This is a genomic window from Rummeliibacillus sp. POC4, assembly GCF_003576525.1.
Lineage (GTDB): Bacteria > Bacillota > Bacilli > Bacillales_A > Planococcaceae > Rummeliibacillus.
This window is the reverse complement of the sequence record NZ_QWUA01000046.1, coordinates 14,485-30,389: the sequence shown is the minus strand read 5'-3', so window position 1 is coordinate 30,389 and position 15,905 is coordinate 14,485. Positions and strand designations below refer to the sequence as shown.

The window sequence follows — 15,905 nt, the reverse complement described above, 5'->3', positions numbered from 1 at the left end:
ATTATTAATAATATATTTCCTGGGGAATTTTAGTGCTTTTTGGCGAATGGTGTTTAATGTTCATGAGAGAATAACTTTGAGAAGATGCAAAAGATTAATTTTGTTTTGTTTTATCGTTGTTAGAGGCTTTATTTTCATCTCTTGTACAAATATATAGGGATCCATCTGGTTGTAGCTGTGCATAAAAGACATCTTCAACCTTTTGAATATTCTTCTTCTTGAGTTTCTTCATTAATGCCTCTTCAGTTAAATTCATTTCCTCCATTGATTTCCATATAATTTTCCCATCTCCTATTAGTTCTATTGGAATGTGAGGTGGAATGGATACGTCTGCTTTTACGTCTTGTTTGGTAGCTGATTGTTCTGCTGGTTTCTTTAATATACTTAATTGTCCATTTGTCTCTAATATCGCATAATGTATATCCTGAATGGAATAGACAGATTGTTCCCGAAGCATCATGACTAAATCATCCATGTGGAGTTTAGAAGTTTTTAAAGCTTGTACTGAAAGTTCACCATTTTTAATGATAACCGTTGGGCTTCCGTCTACGATATTCCTCATGAAAGACCATTTTAGGGTAATCACACTGGCGAAATATGTTAAAGCTGACCACCAAATGAGAGAAATGATTCCATCAAGAAATGGCGTTTCTTTTACGGAAGCAATTTGAGCAGCAGTGGACCCAATTGTAATACCGGTAATATAGTGGAAATAGGTTAGCTGACTTAATTGTTTTTTTCCGAGTAGACGGGCAAGAATGAGCAATACTATAAAAGAAAGTGTTGTTCGTAGCATCATTTCCCAAAAATTTATTTCTAAAAAGTCACCCATTATTTTCACCTCTCTTTTTATCGCACTTAGTATGAACATGAAAGAAAGGAATATTCTTTTAAAAAGATATTTGAATTTTGGAAAAATTGTTATAATAAATGAATATATTTCACCAAGATATAAAGGAAGTGTAAAGCTTATTATGGCAACGACATTAGTAAGAACGAAAAATCTCACAACGCCTATTTATCCTGTGATGGTTGCAATTGGTATTTGCCATTTATTTAATGATACATTGCAAGCTGTTATACCAGCGATGTTCCCGGTATTGGAAAAGGAGATTGGTTTAACGTTTACGCAACTCGGTCTTATAACATTTGTATTGAATATGGTATCTTCAGTTTTGCAGCCGGTAGTAGGGTTTTTTAGTGACCGTAATCCTAAGCCATATGCTTTACCATTGGGAATGAGTTGTACATTCATCGGACTAGCAGGAATAGCTATTGCACCGAATTACTGGATTATTCTTTTATCGGTTATCTTTTTAGGGCTGGGCTCCGCTATTTTTCATCCGGAAGGTTCAAAAGTAAGTTTTATGGCTGCTGGTTCAAAGCGTGGATTGTCTCAATCTATCTACCAAGTTGGCGGAAATTCAGGACAGGCATTAGCACCATTAATCAGTGCTTTTGTGCTTGTACCATTTGGTCAAATAGGGGCGGCGTGGTTTTTGATTGTAGCAGCTATCGGGATTGTTCTGCTATCTCGAATATCTAGTTGGTATAAAAACCAATTAGAAGAGGAGCGTTTGACGAATAAGAAAAAGACATTGATTTCAAACTTGCCCAATTTAACAAAAAGGCAAGTCGGAATAGCACTAGGCTTATTAATGGCTGTTATTTTTGTTCGCTCGTTTTATGTAACGAACATGACTAACTTTTATATTTTCTATTTAATGGATAAATATCAGTTAACGATTCAAAATGGTCAAATGCTTATTTTTATATTTCTCGGAATTGGTGCTGTTGGAACATTTTTTGGAGGTCCAATGGCAGATCGTATAGGTAGAAAAAATGTAATATTGCTATCATTTTTGGTTCCTATGCCATTAGCGTTGCTTTTACCATACCTTCCTTTGTGGATAGTTGTTGTATTTTTAGTGGTTATTGGATTTTTCATCATGTTGAGTTTTTCTGTAACAGTTATTTATGCGCAAGAACTTGTGCCCAGTAAAGTAGGGACAATGGCGGGCCTAACGGTGGGACTTGCGTTTGGCATGGGAGCAATTGGTTCAGTAGTAATTGGTATGATGATGGATTCGATGGGGATTTTTAATACAATGATATTCATATCTGTGTTACCTTTATTAGCAATTGTCGCATTTTGGCTTCCAACAGATCATAAAATAACAACATAGTTAGATAAAAAATACGGTGAAATCCTGTTTTCATCAAATTTTGTAGGTTCCAATAAAAGGGATACATTTTTTATCAATTTTGCAATACGCTAATCGAGTAAAGTACGAACGTTGCGTCTTGTCAATTCACTGTGTAAAGTCTGCTAGCAGGAAAGTCAATTTACTCGATAGGTTCCACGTGACAAGTTTTCAAAAGAAATAGCATAGGATAAGCATTATGAACAATATGGAAGGCGGAATGCTGTGTATTATCATAACATGCATCAAAAATCACCCGGAGTATCACGTATTATTTCAGTAACGGGGCATGGAAATGTATCTGCAACACCTGATTTTGTTCAACTACAAGTAGAGATAGTAACAAAAGGAAAAGAGGTAAGTAAGGCAACAGAAGATAATGCTGAAATAACGAGCCGCGTGATTGAATCTATATTGGCATTAGGAGTAGCGCGAGAGGATATTCAAACAGCTTCGTATATGATTTCACCCAAGTATGATTACATCGAAGGGAAACAACTTTTTAGGGGATATGAAGTAACAAATGCGATTAGCGTAAAAGTTCGAAATATAAGTCAAGTAGGTATGCTGATTGATACGGCGGTAAAAAATGGGGCCAATAGTATGTCTGGGTTACAATTTAAACTAGAAAATCCGGACTTTTATTATCAACGAGCTTTAATAATAGCCTATGATAATGCACAGATGAAAGCAAATACAATAGCAGAAACTATGCACTTACATATGCCTCCACAACCTGTAGAAATCGTAGAAGAAAGTATGGCAGAGCCAGTTTTATTCAAAACAGCTATGGCCAATCAAAACGTAACAACTCCGATTGAAACGGGGCTTATTACGATTAGCGCTGTATTAAGAGTAAAATTCCGATATTAAACATTGTTATAAGTTAGTTCTATATTTTTTTCTTAAGATTACACTATTCTATAGGATAGACTAATAAGGGTGGAGATGAAATGGCAAAAAAAATTGGCATAATAACGCTCATATTATCTGGAGTTTATGCCGTAGGAATGTACTTTTATATATTTCATAGTGGAAATGGTGAGATTCCAAATTCTTTAAAAGGAACGGTTGCCGATCCAGCGGTTTTTATGTCCAGTCATGAGCTATTGTTAAGTGAAGACTATTCAAAAATAAGGAACTTTCTTTTCTTCGTTGTAACACCACTTGAATGGTTGATTTATTTATTTATTTTACTTTTAGGATTGTCCCGCTTGTTTGAAAAAAAGGCAACTTCAAAAGCAAAATCAACACTTTTCCAGACAATAATTTATGTATTTTGGTTATCTTTGCTACTGTATATTGTAATGTGGCCAATGGATTATTATCGGTATCAATTGAGTAAAGAATATGGAATTAGCACACAAACTGTCTCTTCTTGGGTAAAAGATGGTTTAATCGATTTTGGAGTCAATTATATGATGTCTGTTATCATGATGTCGGTTATTTATTGGTTTATACGAAAGAGTACGAAAAGATGGTGGCTGTATACATGGCTGCTATCCATACCATTCTCTATTTTTTTAATGTTTGTACAGCCTGTCATTATTGATCCGCTTTATAATGACTTTTATCCTTTACAAAATAAAGAATTAGAAGCTAAAATTCTGGCGTTAGCTGATCAGGCGAATATTCCATCAGACCATGTATATGAAGTCAATATGGCTGAAAAAACAAATGCTTTAAATGCATATGTTACTGGTGTTGGAAGTAATTCACGAATTGTACTATGGGATACAACATTGAATCGGTTGACAGATAAAGAAATCTTATTTATCATGGCGCATGAAATGGGGCACTATGTTGAAAAGCATATCTACTTTGGGATAGCTGGCTATATATTATTAACATTTGTCGGTCTTTGGCTCACTTCTAAAATTATGGACTGGATTATTCTGCGATATGGTCAAGCGTTAAAGATAAAGAAGATAGGTGATGTAAGTTCAATACCACTATTTTTACTCGTTACTTCGTTTTTAATGTTTGCATCGAGCCCTCTGTCGAATTATGTTTCTAGATATCAGGAATCACGAGCTGATGAATATGCCATTAAACTAACAGAAGATCATGCAGCGGCTGTCTCATCATTCCAAAAATTAACAAAAGCAGGATTGAGTGAGGTTAATCCACCATTACTTGTGAAATGGTTCCGCTATACACATCCTCCAATGCTTGAAAGAATCAATACGGTTTATGAAAAAAATCCAAATATAGAACAAGAGAAAAAAGAAGAGCGGAAAAAGGGGAAATAGATAGTGAAAACTGTTCATGGGAATTATGATACTCATGAACAGTTTTTTTAGTTATTTTGCTGTACATTTGGGAATCACATTTTTGTCTATCGCAAAGCTCTCAATTATTTGTATTTCATGCATTTTTCCTTCATGCATAAATTTGAAAATACCATTGTCAAAGTCGGTACCAATCTCTTTGAAGAATATACCCGTATGACAGATTTCTTTTGGACATGTAAATACTACTTTGTATTGTTTTTCTTCACGTACAAGATAACCTCTTACACCCTTTTCATAAACTGTGTCTTCTTCATTATGGATAAAACGTTCAACAGATACAACGTGCATATCAACAAATGGGATTTCCCTTAAGAGTAAGTTCATAAAAGACCCCTTTGTAATTTCCTCCCATCGACTTTGGGCTGTTTGACCAATAATAACTTGTGTAATATTAAGGTTATTCGCAACCTCAGCTATGACCGATTGAATAGGCCTTTTTTCATTATCACGAATGATAAATTCTTCTACTTTGTATTCTTCACAAAGTTCTTTCCATTGTTCGATGTATGCGAGTTTTTCGGCATCTAAATCATCATAAGGAAGTGAGTCAACAGTTAAAATATAAAAAGGACAGTCTAGCATCTGAGCAATTTTATGTCCCCTTTTTATCAACCTTTCACCATTTGGTCCATAATAGACACATACTAAAATACTTTCATCCATACGTCCATGCAAATGTTTCACGTTTCTTTCCACCTTCTTTTTAACAATTTTATGACTATTAATAAATAAAAATAAGAAAATATGAGTTTTATAGGGCTTAAAAATATGAATTTAGAGAAAATAATGTATAATTTAAGTATGCGTAGTTTTATGCAACCCCCTTATTAAAGGTACTCCATGCTCCACGTCTTTTATTTTTTGCGTTATTTAGCTACTTATTATGATGGGACCACTAAATTTCGTCAAGCATATACTTATTTGTATTATATTCCCACATCTATTTTGAAGATAGGAGGAAGGTTTATTGACAATACATGTAGCAATTATATTGCCGTTTTTGATGGCGTTTATTATTTCGATAATAAATAAGAAATTCACAAAAATACATATTGGTTGGCTCGCTTTGACAGTTCCAATCATCGTCTTCATCATACTTGCTAGACTAATTCCAATCATAGCAAGTGGCAACCCTTATACGCATACTTATCAGTGGATTCCATCTTTAGACATCAATTTTACGACGTACCTAGATGGTCTTAGTATGATTTTTGGTCTTTTAATCTCTGGAATAGGGAGTTTGGTTGTTCTATACTCCATTTTCTATTTATCTTCAAAAGAATCCCTACAACATTTTTACTGCTATTTACTTCTTTTTATGGGCGCTATGCTAGGCGTCGTATTTTCAGATAATCTCATGGTATTGTATGCATTTTGGGAATTAACAAGTGTGTCCTCTTTTCTATTAATCTCATTCTGGCATCATAGAAAAGCATCTCGTGCGGGTGCTCAAAAATCAATGTTAATCACTGTTACAGGTGGAGTGTCGATGTTAGTTGGATTTATTATGCTGCATATGATGACAGATTCTTATAGTGTGCATGAAATCATCCATCAAATAGAGCATATTTCTGAACATGAATTATTTATTCCAGCGATGATACTTATTCTTTTAGGTGCATTTACAAAATCAGCACAATTTCCGTTTCATATATGGCTACCTGATGCGATGGAAGCACCAACACCAGTTAGTGCATATTTACATTCAGCGACTATGGTAAAGGCAGGGATTTATCTTGTTGCACGTTTGTCCCCAATTTTCGGTGGAGAAATGCTATGGTTTTGGATTGTAACGACGGTAGGACTAATAACTCTATTCTGGGGATCATTTAATGCTGTGAAACAGACTGACTTAAAAGCTTTATTAGCATTTTCAACAGTTAGTCAGTTAGGGCTTATTATGAGTTTGGTCGGTATGGGTTCTGTTGCATATGCACTCGATTTTGAAGCGGATACGGTTATTTATACGCAGGCAACTTTCGCAGCTTTATTCCATTTGATCAACCATTCTACATTTAAAGGTGCGTTATTTATGATGGTAGGGATTGTGGACCATGAAGTTGGTACAAGGGATATTCGACGATTAGGCGGATTAATGTCCATTATGCCACTAACATTTACTGTAGCTGTTATTGGCAGTCTTTCCATGGCAGGAATGCCACCATTTAATGGTTTTTTAAGTAAGGAGCTGTTTTTCGCTGCTGTACTCCATATAAAAGATCTGAATCTATTTTCTATAAGTAGTGTCGGAATTCTATTTCCTGTTATTGCTTGGATAGCTAGTGTGTTTACGTTTATCTACTGTATGATAATCATTTTTAAAGCTTTTTTAGGAAGACCGTTAATTCAGAAAGTAGAGAGGCCTGTTCATGAGGCTCCTTTTCCTTTACTTGTCGCTCCATTTATTCTTTGCATAATGGTAATTAGTCTATTCTTTTTTCCAAATACATTAGGAAAGTATATTTTAAAGCCAGCGATGGTAAGTATTTATCCTAATTTAGCACCAGCTCAAAAACTAACACCTGAAATTCATGCTTGGCATGGTATTAATACAGAAATACTAATGACCATTGCAGTCATTTTGATAGGAACGATATTGTATCGTTTGTTAGGAAAATGGATGGGGATATATCGTTTTTATCCACCAAATTGGTCTTTGAATGCGTTATATGTCAACGTTATTTCTGGTTCTGAAAGTCTAAGTAATAAAGTGACAAATAGCTATATGACAGGATTGCTAAGGCACTATGCTTTTTATATTTATAGTTTCTTTATTTTTTCGGTTGGGGTTTTCTTTTTCTATAGTGGTGCCTTTTCATTTAGCACAGAGAATAACGCATCTATTGAGTGGTATGAATGGATTTTGATTGGTGTGATGTTATTAGCTGCTATTTCCATACTATTTGTGAAATCACGCATCACCGCTGTTATTTTAAATGGTGTATTAGGTTTTGGCGTTACTTTCTTTTTTGTCTTATTTAGGGCACCTGACTTAGCTTTAACACAACTTGTTGTGGAGTCTGTTACGACCGTATTGTTCTTACTTTGTTTTTATTACTTACCGGAGTGGAGTACAGAGAAATTATCAATCTCTACGAAAATATCGAATAGTATTATTTCAATTACTGTAGGAGCATTAGTAGTGGTTATTTCATTGGCAGTACTAAACTTTGATAAGTTTGAGAGAATATCTAAATACTTTGAAGATGCATACAATCTAGCTGGTGGTGCAAATATTGTGAACACCATATTAGGTGATTTTCGTGGGTTTGATACTATGTTAGAAGTGGTTGTCCTCTTTATAGCTGGACTTGGTGTATATACATTGATCAAGTTTAAAGCGAAAAAAGGAGGGACCGATTTTGAAGACTAACGATGTCATTTTAAAAACAGTAACAAAAGTTGTTGTATTTATCATTTTAACGATGGCCGTCTATTTATTTTTTTCAGGTCATTATTCTCCTGGAGGGGGATTTATCGGAGGACTAGTATTAGCTTCAGCTATCGTTTTGATGTATTTAGCAGCAGGTATAGAAATAGTTCATAAAGGGATGCCTTTTGATTTTAAGATCATTGCTGCTATCGGTGTATTATTGGCAACTGGAACTGGATTTGCTTCTGTATTATTTGGTCAAGACTTTCTAACTCAAGCTGCGATAGCAGTACATTTTCCGCTTATAGGTGAAAAAGAGTTGGCAAGTGTAGTGCTGTTTGAAGCGGGCGTTACGTTAACGGTAGTTGGTGTTGTAGTAACAATCATTTTGAATATTAGTGAAGGTGGTGAGTAGTGATGGAGACAATGATGATTTTATTAATCGGTGTACTAGTTTCAGTTGCTACTTATTTAATTCTTTCAAAAAATGTGATTCGAGTTATTTTAGGGACTGCAATATTGTCTCATGCAGTTCATTTACTTATTTTAACGATTGCAGGCGTTAAAAAAGGTAATGTACCTCTTTTAAAAGAAGCAGAAAGTCCCTATACAGATGCTCTTCCACAAGCATTAATTTTAACAGCCATTGTAATTAGCTTTGCTGTGACAGCATTTGTGTTAGTTCTTGCCTTTAGAATTTATCAAACAAGTAAATCTGATGATTTTGAAAGTTTAAGGGGGCAAAAGTATGAATAATTTAGTTGTTATGCCTCTCGTTGTCCCTATTATGATAGGAATTGTTCTAGTATTTCTTAAAAATCATATCCGAGTACAAAGAGCTCTTAGTTTGATAACAATGCTGTCCCTTATTTTCATCAGTATTGTTCTATTGGAGAATATTCAAGCAAGTGGCATTATGCGTTTGGATTTTGGTGGTTGGCTACCGCCTTATGGTATTTCATTTGTTGCTGATTCCTTTGCCATTTTACTTGTTTTAATCGCTAGTATTGTTACATTAATTTGTTTAATATATGCCTATTCATCTATAGGGGAAAGACATGAGAAGATGTATTTTTACCCATTTGTTCTTTTTATGATTGCAGGGGTAAATGGTTCGTTTATGACAGGAGACATCTTTAATCTGTTTGTTTGTTTTGAAGTAATGTTATTAGCGTCTTATGCATTAATCGCACTAGGTGGTAACAAGAAACAACTTAGAGAGTCTTTAAAGTATGTCCTGATTAATGTCCTCGCTTCATGGTTTTTCCTTGTAGCACTAGCCTTTTTATATGGCACCTTAGGAACACTCAATATGGCTCATCTTTCTGTTCGCGTTGCTGAGGAGGGACAGGATGCACTTCTTACAACCATTAGTTTGCTATTTTTAGTTGTTTTTGCTTTAAAGGCTGGCTTATTATTATTCTTTTGGTTGCCAGGTTCATATAGTGTGCCACCAACTGCAGTTGCAGCATTGTTTGGAGCGTTATTAACGAAGGTGGGTATTTATGCTTTGATTCGAATGTTTACATTGGTTTTCTATCATAAGCCAGAAGTGACACATATATTAATCGAAGGAATGTCTGTAGTTACCATAATAGCAGGGTGTTTAGGAGCAATTGCGTATAAAGATTTAAGACAGGTTGTTGCTTACAATGTTGTTATTGGTGTTGGATTCGTTTTAATGGGTCTTGGGGTAGCAACAGATTCTTCGTTACAAGGTTCGATCTATTATTTAATGCATGACATGATTGCGAAGGCTATGCTATTTCTTATTGTTGGTACGATGATTAACTTAACAGGTGAGAAAAGATTTGATCGGATGAGTGGGCTAATTAGACATTATCCGTTATTCGGTTGGCTCTTTTTTATCGTTATGATATCGCTTGCTGGTATTCCACCATTCAGTGGATTTGTCGGGAAAATATTGATAGGACAAGGATTAATAGAAGCAGAATCCTATGTTGTGTTAGCCATTGCATTTTTTTCTAGTGTTGTTGTGTTGTACTCATTATTGCGTGTGTTTCTACAAGCAATATTTGGCGAAACTTCTGTTAGTATTGGTGACGAAAAACCTCTTCCAAAGGGGCAATTAATACCTATTTTGTTACTTGCATGTTGCACATTTGGATTAGGATTTGGTGCAGAGGGTTTTTCAAGTTTTGTGGAGGATGCTACTAAAACTATTGTAAATCCGGAAATCTATATTCAGGCAGTATTAGAAAAATAGAGAAGAGGTGAACGTGTGCCAACACAGTTTCTATTAAATATTTTTATAGCAGTACTTTGGATGCTTTTAAAGGATGAAAATGAAGCACATTTTACAACGTTCTTTACCGGATTTTTAATTGGAATTTTGATTTTATATTTAATGCACCGATTTTTCGGTATGCAGTTTTATTTAAAGAGGATTTTTGCTGTTGGAAAATTAGTATCGATATTTGTATGGGAATTAATCTTATCTAGCTTGCTTGTGCTACGCCAAATATGTAGCCCAAAACTTAATATTACACCTGGTATTTTTACTTATAAAACTGCTTTGCAAGGTGAGGGTGAAATTACAACATTAGCTCTTCTTTTAACATTGACTCCTGGCTCTGTCGTAATGGAAGTTTCACCAAATGGAAGGAAATTTTATATTCACGCTATGGACATTGAAAAATCGAAAGGTTCTGTACTCCGCTCGATAGAAAACTTTGAAAAGGTCATTATGGAGGTGACCCGAAAATGACAGAGAAAATCTTGATCTTATCTTTAGTGTTATTTTCAATCACGATTATAGTTGCCCTTTTTAGAATTATTAGAGGCCCTTCTATGCCTGATCGCGTTGTGGCGCTAGACATGATTGGCGTTACATTATTATCGATGATTGCAATTGTATCAATTCTACTTAAAACAAAAGCCTTTTTAGAAGTTATTTTAATATTAGGGATTTTATCATTTATCGGTACCATTGCCTTTTCAAAGTATTTGGAGAGGGGGAAAATTATTGAGCGTAAATCCGATTCTTGAATGGACAGGTGTTTTGCTGATTTTAGTTGGAAGTTTGATGAGTGTTGTAAGTGCGTTCGGAATTATTCGTTTACCAGATATTTATACTCGATCACATGCAGCAACAAAAAGTTCGACATTAGCTGTCCTACTATCCTTACTAGGAGCCTTTCTGTATTTTTGGGCGCATGATGGATTTTTTAGCATTCGAATTTTGCTAGGTATTCTTTTTGTTTTTTTAACAGCGCCAGTCGCAGGGCATCTTATATGCAGAGCAGCTTATCGTTCAGGAGTAAAGCTAGCAGAGGGGTCTGGTGATGATGAATTGCATCATGTGCTGTTTCCAGATAAAAAAGACGATGATAGTAGTAATCGTTCATCAACCATTACAAAAGAAGAGTCTCTTCTATAAGGGGAGGCTTATTTTTATAGCAGATTACTTCATAGTAAAAGACTTGCCTCAGTCGCTATTTTGTATAAAAGTACTTAGAAATTAAAATGAATGGACGATATTTTAAAGGTATAGGGACCTAACAATTTCTAGACATAAGAGTATAAAAATTTACATATATATTTCATCGCTTTTTATGTGCAAAAATCATTTTATTTGTAAGGAAAATGCTAAATGATAAAATAATGATTAGAATAAAGCTGGAAGGGGAAATTATAAAATGAGACTGGCTGTTTTGGGTGCAACGGGAAGAGTCGGTGGAGAAATTGTCCGAATGGCACTACAAGATGGACACAAAGTTACCGCTCTTGTCCGCACTCCTCGCACTCCGTCAAAACTAGAAGAACATAACCATTTAGCCATTTTGCAAGGAAATGCTTTGAGTATAGAAGATGTTGAGCAGACCATTATTGATGCAGATATCGTGATTAGTGCTTTAAATGCAAATGGTACAACCACATTATCTGAAAGTATTCCACATATTATTTTGTCCATGAAGAAACATGATATAAAAAGAATCGTCACTATAGGCACGGCAGGTATTTTAGATAGCCGTATAGAATCTGGAAAGTTTCGTTTTCAAACAAGTGAATCTAAACAGAAAAAGACATTTGCTGCAGAAGAGCATGCAAAGATTTTTCAAATGCTAAAGAAATCAGATTTAGACTGGACAATTGTTTGTCCAACATATTTACCGGATGGGGAAGAAACCGGAAAATATAGAATAGAAAAAAATCAGCTACCTCTTAATGGACAAAAAATTACAGTAGGTGATACTGCGAGATTTGCCTATGAAGAATGTTTTAAAAAACAATTTTTACACACAAGAGTAGGAATTGCATATTAGTGAACGAAAGCAAATGGGAATGAGGAAAACACATGAAAAAAAGACATAAAGCTGCAATGGTCGCATTGTCTTTAGGATTTGCCTTAGTTAAATTTACAAAAGATAAAGATACTAAACAAACATTATTGAATGCTGTTCATCAACAAGATGTATATGCGGTAAAAAAGCTAATTCGTTCCGGAGCAGATTTAGATCAAAGAAATGAAAGAGGACGAACTCCACTGATGATTGCTACATATAATAATGATGTGGAAATTGCTAAAATTCTTATTGCAACAGGTGCCGATGTGAATATTCAAGATGATATGCATAATACACCATTTCTATATGCCGCTGCAGAAGGTTATTTGGATATTCTTAAATTATCGACAAAAGCGGGTGCTAATCCAACCAGTACTGATCGATATGGAAACACAGCGCTAATACCAGCAGCTGAACATGGTGATATTCATGTTTTGCGTTGGTTATTAAATGAGACAACAATAGATGTTAATCACATTAATAACTTAGGATGGACAGCGTTACTAGAAGCAGTTATCTTAGGTGATGGCAGTAAGAAATATCAAGAATGTGTCCAATTATTATTGCAACATAAAGCAAATCCAAATATTGCAGACAAAGATGATGTCACACCACTTGAACATGCAGAAAAATTAGGATTTAAAGAAATCGAATACTTATTAAAAAATTCAGTTACTAAAAATATTTATTGATGATAAGAAAAAATATAAATGCCTCTTCAACAAGCTTATCTTAGTTGAAGTAGGCATTTTTTATTTAGCTGATATGTGGTTATATGTATGCAGAATAGTGAAAATATCGTGAAAATTGCTAGTTTTTTAATTTGAATGTATAAAATTCTCTAGTTTAATACAATAATTATTGATAGAATATCCATAATGATTAATAGATTTGGTCTGTAACATTACAAAGGGGGCCCTTACAAATTATGAGGGAACATGATCATTGGCCTTTATCTCCACTGTCTATCGATAAATTGAGTATCGAAAATGAAAGAACGAATTCAAATAGTAATTTAAATTTTGAAATAATAGAAAAACTAAAAGAACAATATAAAAAATATATTGAAAAGAAAAAACCTCAGCATTTCTCCGCAAATAAGTGGATGAAGGTTCAAGCACTCACTCAAAGTGAAATTGAAACGAATGGATTACCAAAGGATATATTTTGGAAGATGGTTGAATTTAATGTGAGTGCGCGAGGTGGTGTTTCTTTTGAAAGAATTGCCGCTATTAGCGAACATATTAACTATCTAGCATCTGAATATATTACGTATAAAGCAAGGATTGAACGTGATTTTGATGGTGAAGAAAAAACAACGCATCTTGAAAAACTAAATAAGATTTTTGGGCGTGGATTTGATCGCCTTTCAAATGCTTACGTAGATACAGTAGGTACGTTCTTTGAACTAAATGAAATTGATGGAGAAAAAGAATTACTTCGTCAATCAATTCGAGCTTTATATGAACGTAAGATTCAGCAATATGATCAGTTTATCAATATTAATCCAGATTATGCCTATATTCAAGGGACAAAAGATGAATGGTTGGAAAGAGATTCTTACTTTATGGGTGATATTCTACGTTTAGCCGTTTCAAAAATTTATACACAATGTATATACTTGCCTGAAGGATTATACACAACGCTAGATCTCGCAGCTGCAGGAGCTTTTTATCAATCAGCGTTTAGATGGCTCATTAACCAAAAATCAACGGCAATTAGCGAAGAACAGTTAGGGATAGAGCTAGGCTATTTAGGCATGAAATTAGAAATTTTGTTGCGTAAGGATGGATTATCTCCAAAGTTGAAAGAAAAACTTATAAAAGTATATCAGTCCTTTACTAAGTATAAGATTGAAGATATTAATAAACGACAAGAAGAGGCTAAGCATTATCCTTATTCACGCCAAAATACAAAGTATGCAAAGTTAGATGAAAATGTTGTTTTATATTGGGCGAATAGAATGCGTAGCCAAATACAAGAAGAGAATATTGAAATAATCTTTTTAGATGTAATACCGAGCGCTTTTGAAGAATTTCAAAAGAAGGTAGAAGCAGGAAGTTTGCTCGAACGTTATCAGGAACAAAATGATTGGGATGAATTTTATTTGGATGCAGAGTCTATTACGTATCCTGCAGGAAAACCTGATGTCTTCCACTTCTACACGATGATCGAAGATTGGAATCTTTTTATCACAAACATAATATCTGAGCCGTCCATGATTTTCTCACCAGGTAGTATAACTGACTAATCTAGGAGACAACGTTTCTATTTGAACTGTGAGTGCACAAAGTGTATTCACAGTTTTTTAGTATAATTGTACATGTACATACACTAATATCTGTGGGATGAAGAAATTCCCACAGATGAGAGGTTCACTTTACATTAATATTCTTATCATTTCTTCTAATAGTTCTTCAGCTGAAATAGTAGGTTCACCGCCACCTTGTACAAAGCTATCACTACCGCCACCTTTACCCTTGATGATTGGAAGAATCGTATTGGTGATTCTTTTCATACTATCAGTTGGCGCTGATTGTCCTTTTGCTGCCACGAATTGTACCCTATCTGTTTGCTCTGAAACGAATAACACTGTACTTTTTTCATCTGCTGCAACGATTGCGCGCGCCAATTGTTGAAGTTCTTGCACGGAGCGAGAAGTGAATATCTTATGGATTAGGTGATTAGATGCTAGATGTAATAATTCTTTAGCCTCGAAGGATAAAATTCTTGCATGTGCATCTGCTAATGACTTTTCAAGTGACTTTTGCGTTTGCAAAAGCTTTGTTACTGCTCGAGCTGCTTCTTCTTCTGGTGCATTCACGAGGCGAGCTGTTTCAGATAATTCTTTTTTTCGCCAATGAAGTTCTTGAAGTACACGACTACCACAGACAAAATGTACACGAGTCTTTTTCTTTTGTTTTTCAGTTGCTATTATTTTAATTGCTTGAACTTGTCCAGTCGAAGTTGGGTGAGTACCTCCGCAGCCGTTGTAATCATAATCAGGGATAATAACAAGGCGAATTTCCCCTGTGACTGCTACAGCTTTTCGTAACGTATAGTTTGCAAGTTCGTCTTGGGTTACCCATTTTGTTTTCATGGGGCGGTTTTCTAAAATGATTTCGTTCGCTCTTTTTTCAACAAAGGCAAGTTCCTGGTCAGATAGATTAGGTACATCAATATCGATTGTTACAGTTTCAGTTCCAAGGTGAAAGCTTACTGTTGGATAGTTTAAGATCTCAACAAAAGCCGCTGTTAAAATATGTTGCCCAGCATGTTGTTGCATATGATCAAAGCGACGTTTCCAATCTAATACGCCATGTACTTTTTTAGTACCCTCTGGTAATAGTTCATCTACATAATGTCGAATCTCATCATCAATTCTTTCTACATCAATGACTTTAACATTATTTAACATACCTGTATCATGAGGCTGCCCACCACCAGTCGGATAGAAAGCAGTATTATCTAAAACAATATATTTTCGTCCATCTACATCTATTTGTTGTGATTGAATAGTTGCGTCAAATTCTTTCATCATCACATCTTGATAATAGAAAAGCTCTTGCATCTTCCAACACTCCTTATCTTTTTGCTCATTTTCATCATAAAACTTTACTAATTGCCAATTTCCTATATTATAAAGTAATGAAAGATGTAAAAGACTTGTGGTATTAAGTCAAGTATAGGATTGATAAAAACTAGAGAAGAATTTCTAAAAAAGAGC

At 34.7% G+C, this 15,905-nt stretch carries 16 protein-coding genes; 13 read left to right on the top strand and 3 right to left on the bottom strand.

The window, feature by feature from the left end; all coding sequences use genetic code 11:
• Positions 1–94: 94 nt before the first annotated feature.
• Positions 95–832 (bottom strand): DUF421 domain-containing protein, encoded by a 738-nt coding sequence (locus D1606_RS12225; RefSeq protein ID WP_233548096.1) that lies wholly within the window; start codon positions 830–832, stop codon positions 95–97.
• A gap of 142 nt (positions 833–974) precedes the next feature.
• Here D1606_RS12225 and D1606_RS12220 point away from each other — a divergent pair, with 142 nt between their 5' ends.
• The 3 genes from D1606_RS12220 to D1606_RS12210 all read left to right on the top strand — a co-directional run bounded on the left by D1606_RS12220 (position 975) and on the right by D1606_RS12210 (position 4,456).
• Positions 975–2,186: an MFS transporter gene (locus tag D1606_RS12220; protein ID WP_119416294.1), complete on the top strand. Its 1,212-nt coding sequence runs from the start codon at positions 975–977 to the stop codon at positions 2,184–2,186.
• 243 nt (positions 2,187–2,429) lie between these two features.
• Positions 2,430–3,077, top strand: a complete 648-nt coding sequence (locus D1606_RS12215; RefSeq protein WP_119416293.1) for an SIMPL domain-containing protein — start codon at positions 2,430–2,432, stop codon at positions 3,075–3,077.
• Between the two features lie 80 nt (positions 3,078–3,157).
• Positions 3,158–4,456 (top strand): M48 family metallopeptidase, encoded by a 1,299-nt coding sequence (locus D1606_RS12210; RefSeq protein WP_119416292.1) that lies wholly within the window; start codon positions 3,158–3,160, stop codon positions 4,454–4,456.
• A 51-nt stretch (positions 4,457–4,507) separates the two neighbouring features.
• Here D1606_RS12210 and D1606_RS12205 read toward each other — a convergent pair whose 3' ends face one another.
• Positions 4,508–5,182 carry an adenine nucleotide alpha hydrolase family protein gene (locus D1606_RS12205; RefSeq protein WP_119416291.1) on the bottom strand — a complete coding sequence of 225 codons (675 nt, stop codon included), beginning with the start codon at positions 5,180–5,182 and terminating at the stop codon, positions 4,508–4,510.
• A 283-nt stretch (positions 5,183–5,465) separates the two neighbouring features.
• Between D1606_RS12205 and D1606_RS12200 the strand changes: the two genes are divergently transcribed.
• The 10 genes from D1606_RS12200 to D1606_RS12155 all read left to right on the top strand — a co-directional run bounded on the left by D1606_RS12200 (position 5,466) and on the right by D1606_RS12155 (position 14,429).
• On the top strand, positions 5,466–7,871 hold the full coding sequence (locus tag D1606_RS12200) for a Na+/H+ antiporter subunit A (protein ID WP_119416290.1): 2,406 nt from the start codon (positions 5,466–5,468) through the stop codon (positions 7,869–7,871).
• Positions 7,861–8,286 (top strand): Na(+)/H(+) antiporter subunit B, encoded by a 426-nt coding sequence (locus tag D1606_RS12195; protein ID WP_119416289.1) that lies wholly within the window; start codon positions 7,861–7,863, stop codon positions 8,284–8,286. The genes D1606_RS12200 and D1606_RS12195 overlap by 11 nt, the downstream gene beginning before the upstream one ends.
• 2 nt (positions 8,287–8,288) lie before the next feature.
• Entirely contained in the window at positions 8,289–8,627 is a 339-nt protein-coding gene (locus D1606_RS12190; protein WP_119416288.1) for a Na(+)/H(+) antiporter subunit C, read from the top strand.
• A complete protein-coding gene (locus tag D1606_RS12185; RefSeq protein ID WP_119416287.1) occupies positions 8,620–10,098 on the top strand; it encodes a Na+/H+ antiporter subunit D in 1,479 nt (492 codons plus the stop codon). The genes D1606_RS12190 and D1606_RS12185 overlap by 8 nt, the downstream gene beginning before the upstream one ends.
• Before the next feature lie 15 nt (positions 10,099–10,113).
• On the top strand, positions 10,114–10,599 hold the full coding sequence (locus D1606_RS12180) for a Na+/H+ antiporter subunit E (RefSeq protein WP_119416286.1): 486 nt from the start codon (positions 10,114–10,116) through the stop codon (positions 10,597–10,599).
• Entirely contained in the window at positions 10,596–10,880 is a 285-nt protein-coding gene (locus tag D1606_RS12175; protein WP_119416285.1) for a Na(+)/H(+) antiporter subunit F1, read from the top strand. The genes D1606_RS12180 and D1606_RS12175 overlap by 4 nt, the downstream gene beginning before the upstream one ends.
• Positions 10,858–11,271, top strand: coding sequence for a Na+/H+ antiporter subunit G (locus D1606_RS12170; protein ID WP_119416284.1), 414 nt, complete (start codon positions 10,858–10,860; stop codon positions 11,269–11,271). The genes D1606_RS12175 and D1606_RS12170 overlap by 23 nt, the downstream gene beginning before the upstream one ends.
• 259 nt (positions 11,272–11,530) lie before the next feature.
• The gene (locus D1606_RS12165; RefSeq protein ID WP_119416283.1) at positions 11,531–12,157 is read left to right on the top strand and encodes an NAD(P)-dependent oxidoreductase; all 627 of its coding nucleotides are present in this window, start codon (positions 11,531–11,533) and stop codon (positions 12,155–12,157) included.
• A 32-nt stretch (positions 12,158–12,189) separates the two neighbouring features.
• Positions 12,190–12,870: an ankyrin repeat domain-containing protein gene (locus tag D1606_RS12160; protein ID WP_119416282.1), complete on the top strand. Its 681-nt coding sequence runs from the start codon at positions 12,190–12,192 to the stop codon at positions 12,868–12,870.
• Between the two features lie 236 nt (positions 12,871–13,106).
• Positions 13,107–14,429: a hypothetical protein gene (locus tag D1606_RS12155; RefSeq protein ID WP_119416281.1), complete on the top strand. Its 1,323-nt coding sequence runs from the start codon at positions 13,107–13,109 to the stop codon at positions 14,427–14,429.
• 129 nt (positions 14,430–14,558) lie between these two features.
• On the opposite strand, the gene D1606_RS12150 is transcribed toward D1606_RS12155, so the two are convergent.
• Positions 14,559–15,815, bottom strand: coding sequence for an alanyl-tRNA editing protein (locus D1606_RS12150; RefSeq protein WP_255416316.1), 1,257 nt, complete (start codon positions 15,813–15,815; stop codon positions 14,559–14,561).
• Between the last annotated feature and the right edge of the window lie 90 nt (positions 15,816–15,905).